The organism is Nocardia sp. NPDC058705 (assembly GCF_042749305.1).
Classification (GTDB): Bacteria; Actinomycetota; Actinomycetes; order Mycobacteriales; family Mycobacteriaceae; genus Nocardia.
In genome coordinates this window covers 404462-419245 of record NZ_JBHYRN010000002.1, presented here as the reverse complement: position 1 = coordinate 419245, position 14784 = coordinate 404462, and the positions used below count along the sequence as shown (strand labels likewise).

The window sequence follows — 14784 nt, the reverse complement described above, 5'->3', positions numbered from 1 at the left end:
CGGCTCAGCGACGGCGGCCGAGGCAGCCCGCGGCCTTGGCCTGCTCGACCTGTTCGTCGGTCATCGCCGCGACCAGCAGCGGCCTGCGAGGTACCGAATCGGTGCGCACGCCGTTGAGCGTGATGGCCATATACCGTTGCCACACTTCGGGATTCACCGGTCCGGCGAACTCGGCGATGGAATTGACCATGTGGATCAGGGCGAAGAAGTCCGTGGTGACGATGTCGGCGTCGACCGCGCCCGCGTCACGTGCGCGATCGACGATCGCCGCGACCGACGGGTGGATCCGGTCGCGCAACTCCGCGAATCGGGCCGGATCTTCCTCGAGCTCGAGCATCACCTCGCCGAAACCGCGATTGGTCGCCAGGTGTTTGCACGCGCTCTCGAAGAATTCGACGAGCCCGAGCCAGGCATCCGGATTGCGCAGGGCCTCCTCGGCCGCGTCGGCGAAGTCCTTGACGTGCTGGTCGAAGACCTCGGCGATGAGTTCCTTCTTGTTCGCGAAGCGCCGGTACACCGTGCCGACGCCGACGCCCGCGCGCTCGGCGACGTCGTCGAGGGTGATCTCGAGGCCGTGATCGGCGAACAGTTCCCGGGCGGCCTCGACGATGCGTTGCTGATTGCGGGCGGCGTCGGCGCGCAGTCTGCGGGGTGGAGTGGCAGTCGTCGTGGCGTGATTCACAAGTACATCCTATCAATCCGAGGATTAAGTGGAGGTCGTTTCTCCGTTACTCTGGTAGCTTCGAATGAAGCGGAGGCGTTATCTCCGATTATGCCACCCGGCAACCACCCGCAGCCTTTCAAGGGGAGTTATGACCACCACACTCGACACGGAGCCGAAAAGCTCCGCGGATACCGGGCGTCGCGGCTCGCACGCCCTGCGTTGGTGGGTGCTTGCCGTCCTCGGCATCGCCCAGCTGATGGTCGTGCTCGACGCGACGATCGTGAACATCGCCCTGCCCGCCGCCCAGGCCGACCTGGGCTTCGGCGACGGTGACCGCCAATGGGTGATCACCGGCTACGCGCTGGCCTTCGGCAGCCTGCTGCTGCTGGGCGGCAGGCTCAGTGACCTGTTCGGTCGCCGCAACACCTTCATCGTCGGCCTGATCGGCTTCGCGGTGGCCTCGGCCATCGGCGGCGCGGCCACCAGCTTCGAGATGCTCGTCGCGGCCCGCGTCGGCCAGGGCGTGTTCGGCGCGCTGCTCGCGCCCGCCGCGCTCTCGCTGCTCACGGTCACCTTCACCGAACCCGGTGAACGGTCCAAGGCATTCGGCATCTTCGGTGCCGTGGCCGGTGCCGGTGGCGCGATCGGCCTGCTGCTCGGCGGCGTGCTCACCGAATGGGCGTCGTGGCGCTGGGCGATGTATGTGAACCTGATCTTCGCCGCGGTCGCGCTGGTCGGCGCCGTGCTGCTGCTGGCCAAGCACACCTCCACCTCGCGGCCCAAGCTCGACTGGTACGGCACCGTCACCGTCACCGCCGCCCTGTTCGGCATCGTCTACGGCTTCTCCCACGCCGAGTCCAACGGCTGGAGCGACCCGACCACGCTGGCGTTCCTGATCGGTGGCGCCGTGCTGCTCGCGGCCTTCGTGTGGATCGAGACCAAGGTCGCGAACCCGTTGCTGCCGCTGCGCATCGTCGCCGACCGCACCCGTGGTGCGTCGTATCTCACGGTGTTCATCATGGGCATCGGCATGTTCGCGATCTTCCTGTTCCTCACCTTCTACATGCAGCTGACCCTGGCGTACACGCCGATCGTGACGGGTCTGGCGTTCCTGCCGATGGTGGCGGGCATGGTGGTCTCCTCGACCACCGCGCCGTCGCTGCTGCTGCCGCGGGTCGGACCCAAGATCGTCATCAGCGGCGGATTCCTGGTCGCCGCCGCGGGCATGCTGTGGCTCACCCAGATCGGTCTGGACTCGGGTTATGTCACCCACATCCTGCCCGCGCTGGTGCTGCTCGGCCTCGGTCTCGGTGGCGCGATGTCGGTCGCGTTCCAGGGCTCGACCGCAGGTGTACAGCACGAAGACGCCGGTGTCGCCTCGGCGATGGTCAACACCAGCCAGCAGGTCGGTGGTTCCATCGGCACCGCGTTGCTCAGCACCATCGCGGCCTCGGCGATGACCGACTACGTGTCCTCGCACCAGCCGGGCCCGCTCACCATGGCGCAGGGTGCGATCGAGAGCTACACCACCAGCTTCTGGTGGGCGACGGCCACTTTCGTCCTCGGCGCGATCGTGATCGCGGTCCTCATGCCGAACACGGTGCCCGCTCCGGCCGAAGGCGAGCCGGTACTGGCGCACTGATCTGACACTGCCGACGATGGCCCGAACCGACAATTGGTTCGGGCCATCGTCGTTCGCGGGTCCGGTCTGCTGAAAGTTTGCCGCGATCGCACCGCACGCCTTAGTGTCGGTGGGTCTCGATACCATCAGCAACGACCATCATCGGATCGACCAGCGGGGAGGCAGCGCATGACATCGCGGCCCCCGGCGCTGGATACGGCCGTCCTCGCGGCGATCTCGGTGGGGGGCGGGCTCGGTGCCGTCGCCCGTTTCGGAATAGGCCGTTGGTGGCCCCCGGCGGGCGGATTCCCGTGGTCGACATTGACTGTGAATGTGCTCGGCTGCTTCGCGATCGGGGTGCTGATAGTCGCGGTCACCGAGCTGTGGGCGGCACCGAAACTGGTGCGGCCGTTCCTGGGAATCGGTGTGCTGGGCGGCTTCACCACCTTCTCCACCTATAGCCTCGAGATACGGGGACTCCTCGACAGCGGTGCGATGGGCACGGCGATGGCCTACCTCGGTCTGTCGGTGCTCGCGGCGCTCGGTGCGGTGGCGATCGCGATGATCGCGACCCGGTGGGTAGCGCGGAGGGGTGCGTGAATTCGATGACGGAAGGGGGCGAGCCGATGGTCGAGATGTGGGCTCCCGCACGGGGAGGCGCGCGATGACGGTGGCGTTGGTGCTGGCCGGTGGCATGCTCGGTGCGCCCGCCCGATACCTCATCGACCGGCAGATGTCGGCCCGGTTTCCGACTGGGCTGCCATGGGGGACACTAACCGTTAACATTGTCGGTTCGGCGTTGCTCGGGGGTTTGATCGGCGCGAGTACCAGCAGTGCGCTGCTGGCGTTCGCGGCAACCGGCTTCTGTGGTGCGCTGACCACGTTCAGCACGTTCGGCTACGAGACGATCCGTCTGGTAACCGAGGGCGCCTACGTGTACGCCGTGGGCAACGTCGTGATCAGCGTCGCGGCGAGCCTGGCCGCGGTGTACGCCGCCGCGTCCCTGACCCAGTGGTTGTGCGCATGATTCTCATGACCAGCCGCGCGCAGCCGACACGGAAGGGAACACCCACCATGGCCCACGATCGCGCCGGACGGCCCGCCCGCCCGACCGACCTGGTGGACATCGCTCACCTGGTCACCGCGTATTACAGCCTCGTCCCCGACCCGGACGAGCCGAGCCAGCAGGTGGTGTTCGGCACCTCCGGTCACCGTGGGTCCAGCGAGGACGGCGCGTTCAACGAGGCCCACATCATGGCGATGACGCAGGCCATCGTCGAATACCGCGCCACCCGCGACATCACGGGCCCGGTCTACCTCGCGCGCGACACCCATGCCCTGTCCGAGCCTGCCTGGACCACCGCGCTGGAAGTCTTGGCAGGCAACGATGTGACCGCGGTGATCGACGCCCGCGGCCGCTACACCCCCACCCCCGCGCTGAGTCATGCCGTCCTGAACCACAATCGGGGCGGCACCAAGCACCAGGCCGACGGCATCGTCGTCACCCCCTCGCACAATCCACCGCGCGACGGCGGCTTCAAATACAACCCACCGCACGGCGGCCCCGCCGACACCAAGGCCACCGACGCCATCGCCGCCCGCGCCAACGAACTGCTGCGCGGCGGCCTCTCCGAGGTCAAGCGGGTCTCGCTCGATCAGGCGATGAACTCCCACGTCGAGCGCTACGACTACCTCGACAAATACGTCGCCGACCTGCCGAACGCGTTGAACCTGGACGCGATTCGCGGCGCGGGCATCCGCATGGGCGCCGACCCGATGGGCGGCGCGAGCGTGGACTACTGGGAGGAGATCGGGCAGCGTTTCGATCTCGAACTCGAGGTGGTCAACCCGTTCGTCGACCCCACCTGGCGTTTCATGACCCTCGACAGCGACGGCCAGATCCGGATGGATCCGTCCTCGCGCCATGCCATGGCGGCGCTGGTCGGCATCAAGGACGACTACGACATCTCCACCGGCAACGACGCCGACGCCGACCGGCACGGCATCGTCACCCCGGACGGTGGCCTGATGAACCCCAACCACTTCCTTGCCGTCGCGATCGAATACCTCGTCGCGAACCGGATGTGGTGGGACGCACTGACCAAGATCGGCAAGACGGTGGTCACCTCGTCCATGGTCGACCGCGTGGTCGGCGTGCTCGGCCGTGACGTGCACGAGGTGCCGGTCGGGTTCAAGTGGTTCGTACCCGGATTGTTCAGTGGCAGTTTGGCTTTCGGTGGCGAAGAGAGCGCGGGCGCGTCCTTCCTCCGGATGGACGGCACCGTGTGGACCACCGACAAGGACGGCATCCTCCTCGCGCTGCTCGCCGCCGAGATCGCCGCCGTCACCGGCCAAACCCCGTCGGCCCGCTACGGCGAACTCGAACGCCAATACGGCAGCCCCGCCTACGCCCGCATCGACGCCGCCGCCACCAGCGCACAGAAGGCCAAGCTGGCGCGCCTGACCCCCGATGCCGTCACCGGCACCGAGATCGCGGGCGAGGAGATCACCGGCATCCTCACCACCGCGCGCGGCAACGGCGCCCCGCTGGGCGGGCTGAAGGTGACCACCGAGAACGCCTGGTTCGCCGCCCGCCCGTCGGGCACCGAGGACAAATACAAGATCTACGCCGAGTCGTTCCTCGGCCCCGAACATCTCACCCAGGTGCAGGCCGCGGCCGAGGAGATGGTCAACCAGGCGCTGGGCGAGTGAGCTCTTCGACCAAAGTTCGGCTACCTCCCGAGATCTGGGTACTGATCGCGGCGGCGTTCGTGATCGCGCTCGGCTTCGGCCTCGTCGCACCGGTTCTACCGCAGTACGCGCGCGAATTCGGGGTCGGCATCGCGGCCGCGTCGGCGATCGTGAGCGCATTCGCGTTGATGCGGTTGTTGTTCGCGCCCGCCAGCGGTCGGCTCGTGCAGAAACTCGGCGAGCGGCGGGTGTATCTGGCCGGCATCGTGATCGTCGCGGTGTCGACCGGTGCGTGCGCGTTGGCGCAGACGTATTGGCAACTGCTGGTGCTGCGTTCGCTGGGCGGCATCGGGTCCACGATGTTCACGGTGTCGTCGATGGCGCTGATCATCCGGGTGTCACCGCCCGCCGCGCGTGGACGGGTCTCGGGCGTGTACTCGACGAGTTTCCTGATCGGTTCGCTGTTCGGTCCGCTGGTCGGCAGTAGTTTGGCCGGGTTCGGACTGCGCGCGCCGTTCGTCATCTACATGGCCGCGCTGCTCGTGGTGTGTGTGATCGTGTTCGCCGGGCTGCGGGAATCGCCGGTCCTCGCCCCCGAAAACGGTGTCGCGCCGGTCGAATTCACCTTCCGGCAAGGGTGGTCCGAACCCGCCTATCGCGCGGTGCTGCTGTCGAGTTTCGCCGGTGGCATCGCGGTGTTCGGCGTGCGGATGGCGTTCGTGCCGTTGCTGGTGGTGGAGACGCTGCATCAGGAAGTCGGCATGGCGGGCGTCGCGCTGACCGTGTTCGCCGCGGGTAATGCGGCGGTGCTGTTCCTTTCGGGCAGGCTCTCGGACCGGTTCGGTCGAAAACCGTTCTTGATCGCCGGGTCCGTCACCTGCGCGGTGGGCACCGGCGCGCTCGGCTTCGCGCCGAACCTGCTGTGGTTCCTGATCGCGTCCTTCATCGCCGGCCTGGGTTCGGGCATGTTCAGTCCGGTGCAGCAGGCGGCACTGGCCGATGTGATCGGGTCGCGGGCGCGCGGTGGTCCGGTGCTGGCCGCGTTCCAGATGGCGGCCGATCTCGGCACGGTGCTCGGTCCGATCGTCATCGGCTGGCTGGCCGAACGCACGTCGTTCGGGGTCGGCATGGCGGTGACCGGTGCGGTGCTCGCGGTGTCGGCGGCGGTCTGGGTGGTGACGCCGGAGCCCTCGACAATCGTGCATCCCGAAGATCCCGAGCATCCCGATCACGCGGGCGACGGCATCGACCCGCAGTGCAGTTGTGACGGCAGTCCCGACGGCGTTCCGGTGGTGCGCGACGGCATGGTTCCCGTCGGCCTGCGCAAGGAATACGGCGAATCGCAGTAGCTGATCCGCTGGTCAGAGGAATTTCGGCATGCCCGGGCGGCGAGCAGGCACGGCCTCGAGGCAGAGTGGACGGGTGAGCACAGCCGGTTCTTCGCACAATCCACGCCCCGTTTCCAGCAAAACCACCTACGCGCTGGCTGCGGTGGCGGTCGTCGTGATCGGTCTACTGATCTTCGCGGCGCTCAAGTGGAACAAGCAGGCACCCACCCAGGTCCGCAACGACGGCTACGGGGCCGTCCGCGACGCCGCCGTCCAGGTCACGACCACGCCCGAGGGCGTCATCCGCCTCGGTCGCCCCGACGCCACCAAGACCGTCGAGATCTTCGAAGACCCGATCTGCCCCGCGTGCGGCGTCATGGAAACGACCTTCGGTCAGGAACTGGCCCAGAAAATCGACGAGGGCAAGCTCGCGGTGAACTACCACCTCGTGGCGTTCCTCGACCCGCAGTCCAAGAGCAAGGACTACTCCACCCGCGCCGTCGCCGCGAATCTCTGTGTCGCCCAAGCAGGTTCCGCCGCGACCTACAGCAAGTTCCACGAGGCACTGTTCACGAAGAAGCAGCCCGACGAAGGCGGCTCCGACCTGAGCAACCCGGCACTGGCCACCCTCGCCACCGAATCCGGCGCCCCCGAGCCGGTAGCCGCGTGCATCTACAACGGCGCCCAGAACGAAGCCGCGAAGACCGTCGCCGCGAAGAACCTCGCCGACCTCGACGCCCGCACCGGCGACAAGGCCGCCACCCCCGCCATCTACGAAGGCGCCACCAAGATCGACTGGCTCGACGAGAACTGGGTAGTCACCGTAGCCCCCTGACCCCCACGTGAGGTTCGGCACATTCTACCCCTGACCAGCCGATCCGTCGCGCCCCCAGCTCCCCGAATCCAGCACCCCCACCCCCACACTTTCCCCATCTACCAGCCGATTTGTCGTCTCTCAGACGCATGGTGTAACTTCATTCAGGCAGCAGCGAGAGCCACTGCGACAACTGAACACGGGGCTATGGCGCAGCTGGTAGCGCACCACACTGGCAGTGTGGGGGTCAGGGGTTCGAGTCCCCTTAGCTCCACCCAACAACAAAAGGTCCGGCTTTCGAGCCGGGCCTTTTGCTGTTCACAACGACGTTCACAACGAGGTTCGCACCGAATTCGTTTGGGTCGGTAGGTAGTTCGCGGCGCAACAGCCTGCAATGATGGGCGACATGAGCCCTCCTGGTCAGCACAGTGAACTGCGTCTGACTGCCGAAGAATTTCTGGATGGCGCCGCCGACGAGCTCGGCGATATCGAGATCGTGAACGGCCGAGTCGTGCGCCTGAGGGCGCAAAGTGCACTTCACAGCCGAGTGGTGCGCAGGCTGGCGGGTTTGCTCGAAGCCGCACGCCGTGATGGTGGGCCGTGCATGGTCGTGGATTCCGTCCACCGTCGAGTCCTGCTCCTGGACGACCCGGTCGAAGTGACCGTCCCTTTCGACGTGCTCGAGCAATCCTGAGGAAATAGCCACGGCTCCGACGGAGCTCATCGCGAAGGCCGGTCCAATTCCGGCCGCCGCTAGGCTCGGCTGTGTGAGGTTGGATGATGATTTCCCCGCCGCGTGGGGGCGAACGCTGGTTGGCACACTTCATCAGGACCCTGACGATGGCGAGTGGGAGTTCAGCGACTGGTTCGAACTCGCTTACCCGAGTGAGAAGGACGGCCGCTACGGACATCACTCCGGTGGTTCGATCGCGCCGGACACCGTCGCGATCGCCGTCGACGGCGACATTATCGCTGTCGCCGATTCGGGTCATATCGCGCCGTTCAACCTCTACGTGTACGACCAGGAGTACTTCCAGTTCCTGCGCCTGCGTGAGGTGATCGACCCGGATCGGTGGGCTGAGCAGCCATGGGGACAGTTTCGCCCCGGTCAGCTTTTACATGCCTGGGACAAGTTTCACGGGCGTGTTTACTTTCGGCTTCCCGGGCGGCCGCCACTCGATTGGGGCTTCGATGATCCCGGCTGGCCGGGTTTACCTCCCGCTATGAGCTACGGCGGGGACTGGTACGACCTGGCGCAGCAGGTCGAAGACGAATACCCGACCGATTTGGCTGGCGAACCCGTCACCGCGTCCCCGCCGCGCCTGTTCCGGGCTGTCGAGGACAACGACGTGGCGACGGTGATCGAGCAACTCGCCGCCGGCGCCGATCCGAACATCGGTGTCGAAGCTCCTTTTGGTGTGCACGAGAGTTTCTGTGAGCCGCGGGGCCGGACCCCGTTGGGAATGTCGATTGCCGAGTGCTCACCGGAGATGACAGCGGCACTGCTGGCCGGAGGTGCTCGCGTAGACGGTGGGTCGCGGCATGCCTGGAGTCCGCTTCAGTATGCGATCAAACTCGGCAAAGCCGACCATATCGCCGTGCTGATTCGATACGGCGCCGCTGCCAGCTCTGACACGCGAACAGCGACATTGCCTACGGACCGTCAGTGATCCCAGGGGTTGATGACAGGCACGCCCATCGGCTCGAAGTCTTCGACATTGCGAGTCACCACCGTCATGCCGTGCTCGCTCGCCGTTGCCGCGATCATCGCGTCGCGCTCGGGACGGGGGTCGGGCACGTGCAACCGTGCGGCGCGGCGGCCGACGGCTAGGTCGAGCGGCAGGATTCGGTTCGCGAATACGTCGAGCACATCGGCTTCGAGCCACGTGCGCAGTCGACTTCCTCGGGCGGAGTCTCGCCGTTCGATCCGGCAGATACCGACTTCGACCTCCATGATCGTGATGACGCTCAGGAACAGGTCCGACGGTCGCCGCTGTGTCACCCATGAGCGCACCGCCGGGTTCGCTGAGTGTGACGGCTTGCGCAGTTCGCTGATGACGTTGGTGTCGAGGAGGAAAGTCACAGGTCTGCGACCCTCAGTTCCACCTGAAGTGGCGCCGGCTCGAATTCGATATCGTCGTCCATGCTCAGCCGGGACACGAGATCCTGACTGTCCGCCTTCAGGCGTCGGTATTCGTCGGTGCCGTCCATCACCCGGCGTTGCAGGTTGGGGTCGGGGCGGCGCCGGTCCAGCGGTCGAGGGTCCACTGGACGATTTGTGGGGTGAGGGGGGAGTCGGCGGCGACGAGGCTCATGTGGCTGAGGCCGGGGAAGGTGCGGTAGTCGATCGGTTCGCCTGCCGCGCAGCGTGCGTTGATCCAGTTCTGTTGTAGCTCAGGCTTGACGAGAGGGTCGGCGAGGCCTTGGGCGACCAGTACCGGTGAGGGGAAGGGACCGGTGGGGGTCTGGTTCTTCAAGAGGGTGCCGAATTCGCCGTTGAGAAGTTGATCGGGGAAGACCTGGTTCGGGATCTCGGAGCCGCGCAGGATTGCGGGGAGGGCGTCTTTGCCGTTGAAGCACAGGGTTCGGATCTTCTCGACGCCGTGTTTCGAGCCGGGAGTCAGGTGCTCGCTGAGCTGGAGTCGGGGGTAGAGGTTGTTCCAGGTGTTCGCGATGTAGGCGGAGATGGTCTTGCCGCCGACCTCGGATTTGTCGGCTTCCGCGAGGCCGAAGAGGTCGGCGGCGGGGGCGAAAGCGGCGACGCCTTTGACGTGGAACTCGGGGACGTAGCTGCCGGCGATCTGCCCGGTCCACAGCGCCGCTTGGCCACCCTGCGAATGTCCCCATATGACGGTGTCGGTGGTCGTCGAGATCTCGTCGAACTGCAGCGCCGCCCGCGAAGCGTCGAGCACGTTGCGCGCCTCGGCCTCGCCGACGAGGTACGGATGGGTGCCCTGCGTCCCGAGTCCGATGTAGTCCGAGGTCACCGCTACCCAGCCGTGCTGGGTCACCATCTCCTGGAGCGCGGTCCCGGCGCCGTCGTCGAACGGCGTGGCCGACAGCGACGGCGCGCATTTCGGCGCGATTCCGGTGGTGCCGTGGGCGACGGTCAGCAGGGGAAACGGTTCGTCCGAAGAGTTCTCGGGGGCGAGGATCGTGCCGCTCGATATTGCGGGCGAGCCATCGGGATGTGTTGTCGTATAAAGGATTCGCCACCCTCGCGCACCATCGGGCACGCCTTCGTCGAGCGCCTCGGACCGCAGTAGCTTGCCGGGTTCGCGCGGCACGTTCGCGGGCGCTGTGTAGAAGGGGCCGGGTTCGGGCAGCGGTACGCCGGAGAGCAGTCGAACGCTGCCGTAGGCGAGCAGCACGGCGATCGCGAGTGCCGAAGTGGCGGCGATGGTTCGGACCCAGCGGTGCCGGTGCCGCCGACGGGCAAGCGCGGTGAACAGCAGCTGCAACCCGAAGAAGACGAACCACGCCGCAACCCCGAACCGGAACAACACGAGCGTGAGAACCGGCCACGCGAACGCGACCACGCCAACAGTGATACTGGCGACCGCGGTGAGCGCCGCCGTGATCCGCTGGTCGACACCACCCCCGCGCACCACCTGCCACAACGCGACCACCCCGTGAACGATCAGCGCCGCCCCGATGAGAAAAGCGAGCCCCGGCGCCCCCGCCCTCGGCCACACCACCATCGCCCCACCCAGCACGACGAGCACGCCACCGAGCGCCCGCGCGTGCACCGGAACGCTGCCCGCAAGATTCGGGATCAAGGCTGTCGCGATCCCCACGAGAACGAACCCGACACCGGTAACGAGAGCGACCGTCTGCACATGCATCGGAGCGAGAAACAGCAGCACACCAACCGCGACGGCCGCGATCCCGATCGCCACGCGAAGCGGTGTCGACCCCAGCACTCGGCTACGCACCGCAGACCGCGCGCTCCCGGCCTCTTCGTTCAACGAATCCTCGCTCAACTCAACCTCTTTCGCCGCGGGTTCAGCCAGCACCCTCGACACCTGATCATCAGCCGAGCAGCACATCGAGGTGCTCGAAGAATATCGCCTGACCTGGTCAAAAGGACGCTGCCGAGCCCACAACCGCAAATGTCGGCAGGCGTGTCACAGTGGTGGTCATGCCCTATGACCTCCCGTGGTTCGATGACCGCCTGGTGTGGACCTTCCGCGTACTCGCCACCGGACCCGAGTTCCGTGAGACCCCCGGCCCGGGAATCGACGCACCACGCGCGTGGGTGGATGCGGTGGTCGCGGTGGCCCACGACCTGCGCCACCTACGTCACGGCCGGGAGGTCGATCCCGATCGTCTGATGTGGGAATTCTCCATCGGTGCCGACTACGACGTCGGAATCGGTTTCAGTTGGAGGTCCACATCGGCTATCGGCGGTTTCTCGAATGGCATGCCGATGGACGCCGCCTTCTGCGACGCCGCAGTGTGGGTCGCCGACCTCACGCAAACCGAACTGGCTGGATACGACTTCGTCCAGTGGCCGTCCCACGGGCACAACCTGCTGAAGCCCCGAAGCATCGACGGCCAACCCATATGGGCCCACCCCCACACCAACCACACCGTCTGTCCGATCGGCGAACTCAGCCGTGACGTGAAGTGGTAGGCGGGTTGTTAACGTCATGGGGTGGAACCTGACGAGGTCGACTCGACGACGCCCACGGTCTCGCGTCGTGCTGCGCGCTGGATTCTGACGGGGTGTGTGATTTCGCTGATCGGATCGCTGTGCGCGATCGGGTATCTGGCGTTTTCGCAGTACCGAATGGCGCATGACGATCGGATCGAAAGTGCCGAGGCGGGAATCAGTTTCGTTCCTCCCACGGGTTGGGAGCAGCGGTCGCAGGCGAAGGAGGACGGGGGTCGGCTGATCTATGGGCAGGTGGGACTGCAACGGCCCGGTTCGGACAATGGCTTCATCTTGATCGGCAAGCTCGACCAGTCGTTGTTCGCGTCCGGCGAGGCCGACAACGCACAGGCAGCGTGCTCGCTGGGTTCGGGGATGGGCGAGTTCTTCTTCCCGGCCCCCGGGCAGCGGACGGACCGTGCGGTGGAGGAAGTGCAGGGCAGCGATGTCAGCGGCAATTCGTGCTTCTATCGGGTGAAGTTCGAGAACGGCAGTCCCTCGGTCGAGGTGTATGCGGCAGTGGTCGGCTCTGGCGAGCGCCGCTGGTGGGTCTGCTGGCTCGGTGATGCCACCGCCCCGGTGGACCGGGCCGCCGCCGCCGAACTCGCGGCGTCCATCAGACCACTGTGATCGACCGCAAACTCAGTGGCCGGCGGTGACAGCGCGGTAGTCGGCGATCCGGTGCCCGGTCCGCCAGGGGCGCGCCGCACCCGACGCACACCAGCGCCACCACATCGACGGGTGCCTCAGCACGAGCGGCAGGACCGGCAGCGGATCGAAGTAGTTCATCCGCTGGATCGCCTTGCCGTCGCGCAGGATCATCCGATCGACATTCGGCCATTCGATCCGGTCGCGTCCCACGTGCGCGAGCAACCGGAACTCGATGAAGACCACCTCGTCGTCGCCGCGCCACCGGTCGACCTGCGCGCGCAGGTCGGGGAGGAACCGCCAAATCTGCTCGAACTCGCGTTGCGCTGCGGCGATGCCGTGCATAGGCGGTGACATCGGTTGGGTCAATACCACATCGGGATGCAGGATCTCGGGGATTCGAGCCACGGACGGCCGTTCCCAGAAGTCGATGAAATTCGCGACGAACTGTTCGGCGGACATGCGGCTTCCTCTCGTCATCTCGACGGTAGCGACTTACGCGCGCCGCCACGACCACCCTGAGTCGGATTCGTTGGGCGGTTCCGACCGGCCGATAGCGATCGGTCGTCATCGATCTGCAACCCGTTCACCCGGACGTGGCATCGATGCGCCATGCTTGTGCCGTGGTTATCGCGTCTGATGTCGTCCCCGTGCGTGGCAGTGAGTTCTCGGTTCTTTTGCGGCGCGTTCGGGCGGCGGGCCTGCTCGACCGGCAGGTGGGCTATTACGGGTGGAAGAGTGCGCTGACCGCGGGGGCTTTCATCGCTGGTTGGGCGGCCTTTTTCGCCATCGGTGACTCGTGGTGGACGCTGGCGGTCGGGGCGTTCCTGGCCGCGGTGTTCTCGCAGATCGCGTTCCTCGGGCACGACGCCGGGCACAAGCAGATCTTCGCCGGTCGCAAGGCCAACTATGTGTACGGCTTGATCGCGGGCAACCTCATGATCGGGCTGAGTATCGGCTGGTGGACCAGCAATCACAACCGTCACCACGCACACCCCAACACCGAAAACATGGATCCGGACGCGATGGGTGTGCTCGCGTTCTCCGGCGAGCGCGCGAAGGCCGGAAAGGGTTGGCGGCGTTTCATTTTCCGCTACCAGGCGTGGTTGTTCTTCCCGCTGCTGCTGCTGGAAGGTGGCAGTCTGCACTGGAAGAGCATCGTCGCGGTGTTCCGCTGGCCGATCCCGAACCGTGTCTGGGAGGGCGCGCTGCTCGCCGCCAACTTCATCGGCATCATCTCGGCGGCGTTCCTGGTGCTCTCGCCCGGTAAAGCGTTGCTGTTCATCGCAATTCAGCAGGGCCTGTTCGGCCTGTACATGGGCTCGACTTTCGCCCCCAACCACAAGGGCATGGAAGTGCTGCCCGACGGCGACAACACCGACTTCCTGCGTCGCCAGGTCCTCACCTCCCGCAATGTGCGCGGCAGTTTCCTCGTCGACACCGCGATGGGTGGCCTGAACTACCAGATCGAACACCACCTGTTCCCGTCGATGCCGCGCGCCAACCTGCGTCACGCGCAGCCGATGGTCGCGGAGTTCTGCGCCGAGATCGGCGTTCCCTACTGCGAGACGGGCTTGTTCGAGTCCTATCGTCAGGCGATGACCCACCTCAACGTAGTGGGTCGCCAGGCCGTGCGGTAGCTACCTGATTGTGGGCGGTGAGGATATGTTCGTCACTGCTCGCAGTTCGCAATCAGAAAGGGCACCGGTGATGGCTCAGAGGGTCCGCGTTCAGAACTTCACCATTTCCAGCGACGGATACGGCGCGGGGGAGGGGCAGAGTATGGAGCACCCCTTCGGCCACGCCAACCCCGCCGACCTCATGTTCTGGGCGGGTGCCACCGCGCACTGGCCCAACCGCACCGCCCCCGGCGGTACCTATGGCCTCGATGACTACATGACTCGCGACTTCACCTTCAACATCGGCGCGGAAATCATGGGCCGCAACAAGTTCGGCCCCCAGCGCGGACCGTGGGAGAACTACGACTGGCAGGGTTGGTGGGGCGACAACCCACCGTTCCACACCCCGGTCTTCGTCCTCACCCACCACGAGCGCCCGTCATTCACCCTGTCCGACACCACGTTCCACTTCCTCGACGCCACCCCGAAAGACGCACTCGCCCGGGCTTTCGAGGCGGCTGACGGCAAGGACGTGCGCATCGGTGGCGGCGTCGCCACGGTCCGCGAGTTCCTCGCCGCCGACCTCATCGACGCGATGCACATAGTCGTGGCACCAGTGGAAATCGGTGCGGGCGAACGCTTCTGGGAAAGCCCCGACGAATACGACGACCGCTTCCACCACGAACAGATCCCCAGCCCCAGCGGAGTGACACACCACTTCTTCTGGCGTCGATAAGTACCGCGT

General features: G+C 66.1%; 17 protein-coding genes and 1 tRNA gene. 13 read left to right on the top strand and 5 right to left on the bottom strand.

The features are described from left to right. Nucleotides 1-4: 4 nt before the first annotated feature. Entirely contained in the window at nt 5-682 is a 678-nt protein-coding gene (locus ACFW6D_RS05135) for a TetR/AcrR family transcriptional regulator (RefSeq protein ID WP_379324902.1), read from the bottom strand. Between the two features lie 130 nt (nt 683-812). On the opposite strand from ACFW6D_RS05135, the gene ACFW6D_RS05130 reads away from it, so the two are divergent. The 9 genes from ACFW6D_RS05130 (at nt 813) to ACFW6D_RS05090 (ending at nt 8788) form a co-directional block, all read left to right on the top strand. After that, nucleotides 813-2306 carry an MFS transporter gene (locus tag ACFW6D_RS05130; protein WP_379324900.1) on the top strand — a complete coding sequence of 498 codons (1494 nt, stop codon included), beginning with the start codon at nt 813-815 and terminating at the stop codon, nt 2304-2306. Nucleotides 2307-2474: 168 nt separating this feature from the next. Further along, on the top strand, nt 2475-2885 hold the full coding sequence (gene crcB / locus ACFW6D_RS05125; protein WP_379324898.1) for a fluoride efflux transporter CrcB: 411 nt from the start codon (nt 2475-2477) through the stop codon (nt 2883-2885). A 64-nt stretch (nt 2886-2949) separates the two neighbouring features. After that, nucleotides 2950-3312, top strand: a complete 363-nt coding sequence (crcB, locus tag ACFW6D_RS05120) for a fluoride efflux transporter CrcB (RefSeq protein ID WP_379324896.1) — start codon at nt 2950-2952, stop codon at nt 3310-3312. A 47-nt stretch (nt 3313-3359) separates the two neighbouring features. Beyond that, nucleotides 3360-4997, top strand: a complete 1638-nt coding sequence (pgm, locus tag ACFW6D_RS05115; protein ID WP_379324894.1) for a phosphoglucomutase (alpha-D-glucose-1,6-bisphosphate-dependent) — start codon at nt 3360-3362, stop codon at nt 4995-4997. After that, nucleotides 4994-6325 carry an MFS transporter gene (locus ACFW6D_RS05110; RefSeq protein WP_379324892.1) on the top strand — a complete coding sequence of 444 codons (1332 nt, stop codon included), beginning with the start codon at nt 4994-4996 and terminating at the stop codon, nt 6323-6325. The genes pgm and ACFW6D_RS05110 overlap by 4 nt, the downstream gene beginning before the upstream one ends. A 73-nt stretch (nt 6326-6398) precedes the next feature. After that, entirely contained in the window at nt 6399-7139 is a 741-nt protein-coding gene (locus ACFW6D_RS05105) for a DsbA family protein (RefSeq protein WP_379324890.1), read from the top strand. 180 nt (nt 7140-7319) lie between these two features. After that, nucleotides 7320-7392, top strand: a tRNA-Ala gene (locus tag ACFW6D_RS05100). Nucleotides 7393-7524: 132 nt separating this feature from the next. Next, a complete protein-coding gene (locus ACFW6D_RS05095) occupies nt 7525-7812 on the top strand; it encodes a hypothetical protein (RefSeq protein ID WP_379324888.1) in 288 nt (95 codons plus the stop codon). 73 nt (nt 7813-7885) lie between these two features. Further along, complete coding sequence (locus ACFW6D_RS05090) at nt 7886-8788, top strand: ankyrin repeat domain-containing protein (protein ID WP_379324886.1); 903 nt, start codon at nt 7886-7888, stop codon at nt 8786-8788. Here ACFW6D_RS05090 and ACFW6D_RS05085 read toward each other — a convergent pair. The 3 genes from ACFW6D_RS05085 to ACFW6D_RS05075 are packed head-to-tail and all read right to left on the bottom strand — an operon-like array spanning nt 8782 to nt 11017. Beyond that, complete coding sequence (locus ACFW6D_RS05085; RefSeq protein ID WP_379324884.1) at nt 8782-9201, bottom strand: type II toxin-antitoxin system VapC family toxin; 420 nt, start codon at nt 9199-9201, stop codon at nt 8782-8784. The genes ACFW6D_RS05090 and ACFW6D_RS05085 overlap by 7 nt on opposite strands. Further along, complete coding sequence (locus tag ACFW6D_RS05080) at nt 9198-9329, bottom strand: hypothetical protein (protein ID WP_379324882.1); 132 nt, start codon at nt 9327-9329, stop codon at nt 9198-9200. Before ACFW6D_RS05080 ends, ACFW6D_RS05085 begins: the two co-directional genes overlap by 4 nt. After that, a complete protein-coding gene (locus ACFW6D_RS05075) occupies nt 9329-11017 on the bottom strand; it encodes a lipase family protein (protein WP_379324880.1) in 1689 nt (562 codons plus the stop codon). The genes ACFW6D_RS05080 and ACFW6D_RS05075 overlap by 1 nt, the downstream gene beginning before the upstream one ends. A gap of 242 nt (nt 11018-11259) precedes the next feature. On the opposite strand from ACFW6D_RS05075, the gene ACFW6D_RS05070 reads away from it, so the two are divergent. After that, nucleotides 11260-11754, top strand: coding sequence for a hypothetical protein (locus ACFW6D_RS05070; RefSeq protein WP_379324878.1), 495 nt, complete (start codon nt 11260-11262; stop codon nt 11752-11754). 21 nt (nt 11755-11775) lie between these two features. Continuing rightward, a complete protein-coding gene (locus ACFW6D_RS05065) occupies nt 11776-12402 on the top strand; it encodes an APA family fibronectin-binding glycoprotein (RefSeq protein ID WP_379324876.1) in 627 nt (208 codons plus the stop codon). Between the two features lie 12 nt (nt 12403-12414). On the opposite strand, the gene ACFW6D_RS05060 is transcribed toward ACFW6D_RS05065, so the two are convergent. Then, the gene (locus ACFW6D_RS05060) at nt 12415-12882 is read right to left on the bottom strand and encodes a nuclear transport factor 2 family protein (protein ID WP_379324874.1); all 468 of its coding nucleotides are present in this window, start codon (nt 12880-12882) and stop codon (nt 12415-12417) included. A 161-nt stretch (nt 12883-13043) separates the two neighbouring features. Here ACFW6D_RS05060 and ACFW6D_RS05055 point away from each other — a divergent pair, with 161 nt between their 5' ends. Both ACFW6D_RS05055 and ACFW6D_RS05050 read left to right on the top strand, forming a co-directional pair. Continuing rightward, the gene (locus ACFW6D_RS05055) at nt 13044-14060 is read left to right on the top strand and encodes a fatty acid desaturase family protein (protein WP_379324872.1); all 1017 of its coding nucleotides are present in this window, start codon (nt 13044-13046) and stop codon (nt 14058-14060) included. A 70-nt stretch (nt 14061-14130) separates the two neighbouring features. Further along, entirely contained in the window at nt 14131-14775 is a 645-nt protein-coding gene (locus tag ACFW6D_RS05050) for a dihydrofolate reductase family protein (RefSeq protein ID WP_379324870.1), read from the top strand. Nucleotides 14776-14784: the final 9 nt, after the last annotated feature.

Excerpts from the sequence above, each read along its gene's own strand:
- ACFW6D_RS05050 (WP_379324870.1), top strand. The coding sequence starts at position 14,131 with ATGGCTCAGAGGGTCCGCGTTCAGAACTTCACCATTTCCAGCGACGGA.
- ACFW6D_RS05070 (WP_379324878.1), top strand. The coding sequence starts at position 11,260 with ATGCCCTATGACCTCCCGTGGTTCGATGACCGCCTGGTGTGGACCTTC.
- ACFW6D_RS05130 (WP_379324900.1), top strand. The coding sequence starts at position 813 with ATGACCACCACACTCGACACGGAGCCGAAAAGCTCCGCGGATACCGGG.
- crcB (WP_379324896.1), top strand. The coding sequence starts at position 2,950 with ATGACGGTGGCGTTGGTGCTGGCCGGTGGCATGCTCGGTGCGCCCGCC.
- ACFW6D_RS05060 (WP_379324874.1), bottom strand. The coding sequence starts at position 12,882 with ATGTCCGCCGAACAGTTCGTCGCGAATTTCATCGACTTCTGGGAACGG.
- pgm (WP_379324894.1), top strand. The coding sequence starts at position 3,360 with ATGGCCCACGATCGCGCCGGACGGCCCGCCCGCCCGACCGACCTGGTG.
- crcB (WP_379324898.1), top strand. The coding sequence starts at position 2,475 with ATGACATCGCGGCCCCCGGCGCTGGATACGGCCGTCCTCGCGGCGATC.
- ACFW6D_RS05080 (WP_379324882.1), bottom strand. The coding sequence starts at position 9,329 with ATGGACGGCACCGACGAATACCGACGCCTGAAGGCGGACAGTCAGGAT.
- ACFW6D_RS05095 (WP_379324888.1), top strand. The coding sequence starts at position 7,525 with ATGAGCCCTCCTGGTCAGCACAGTGAACTGCGTCTGACTGCCGAAGAA.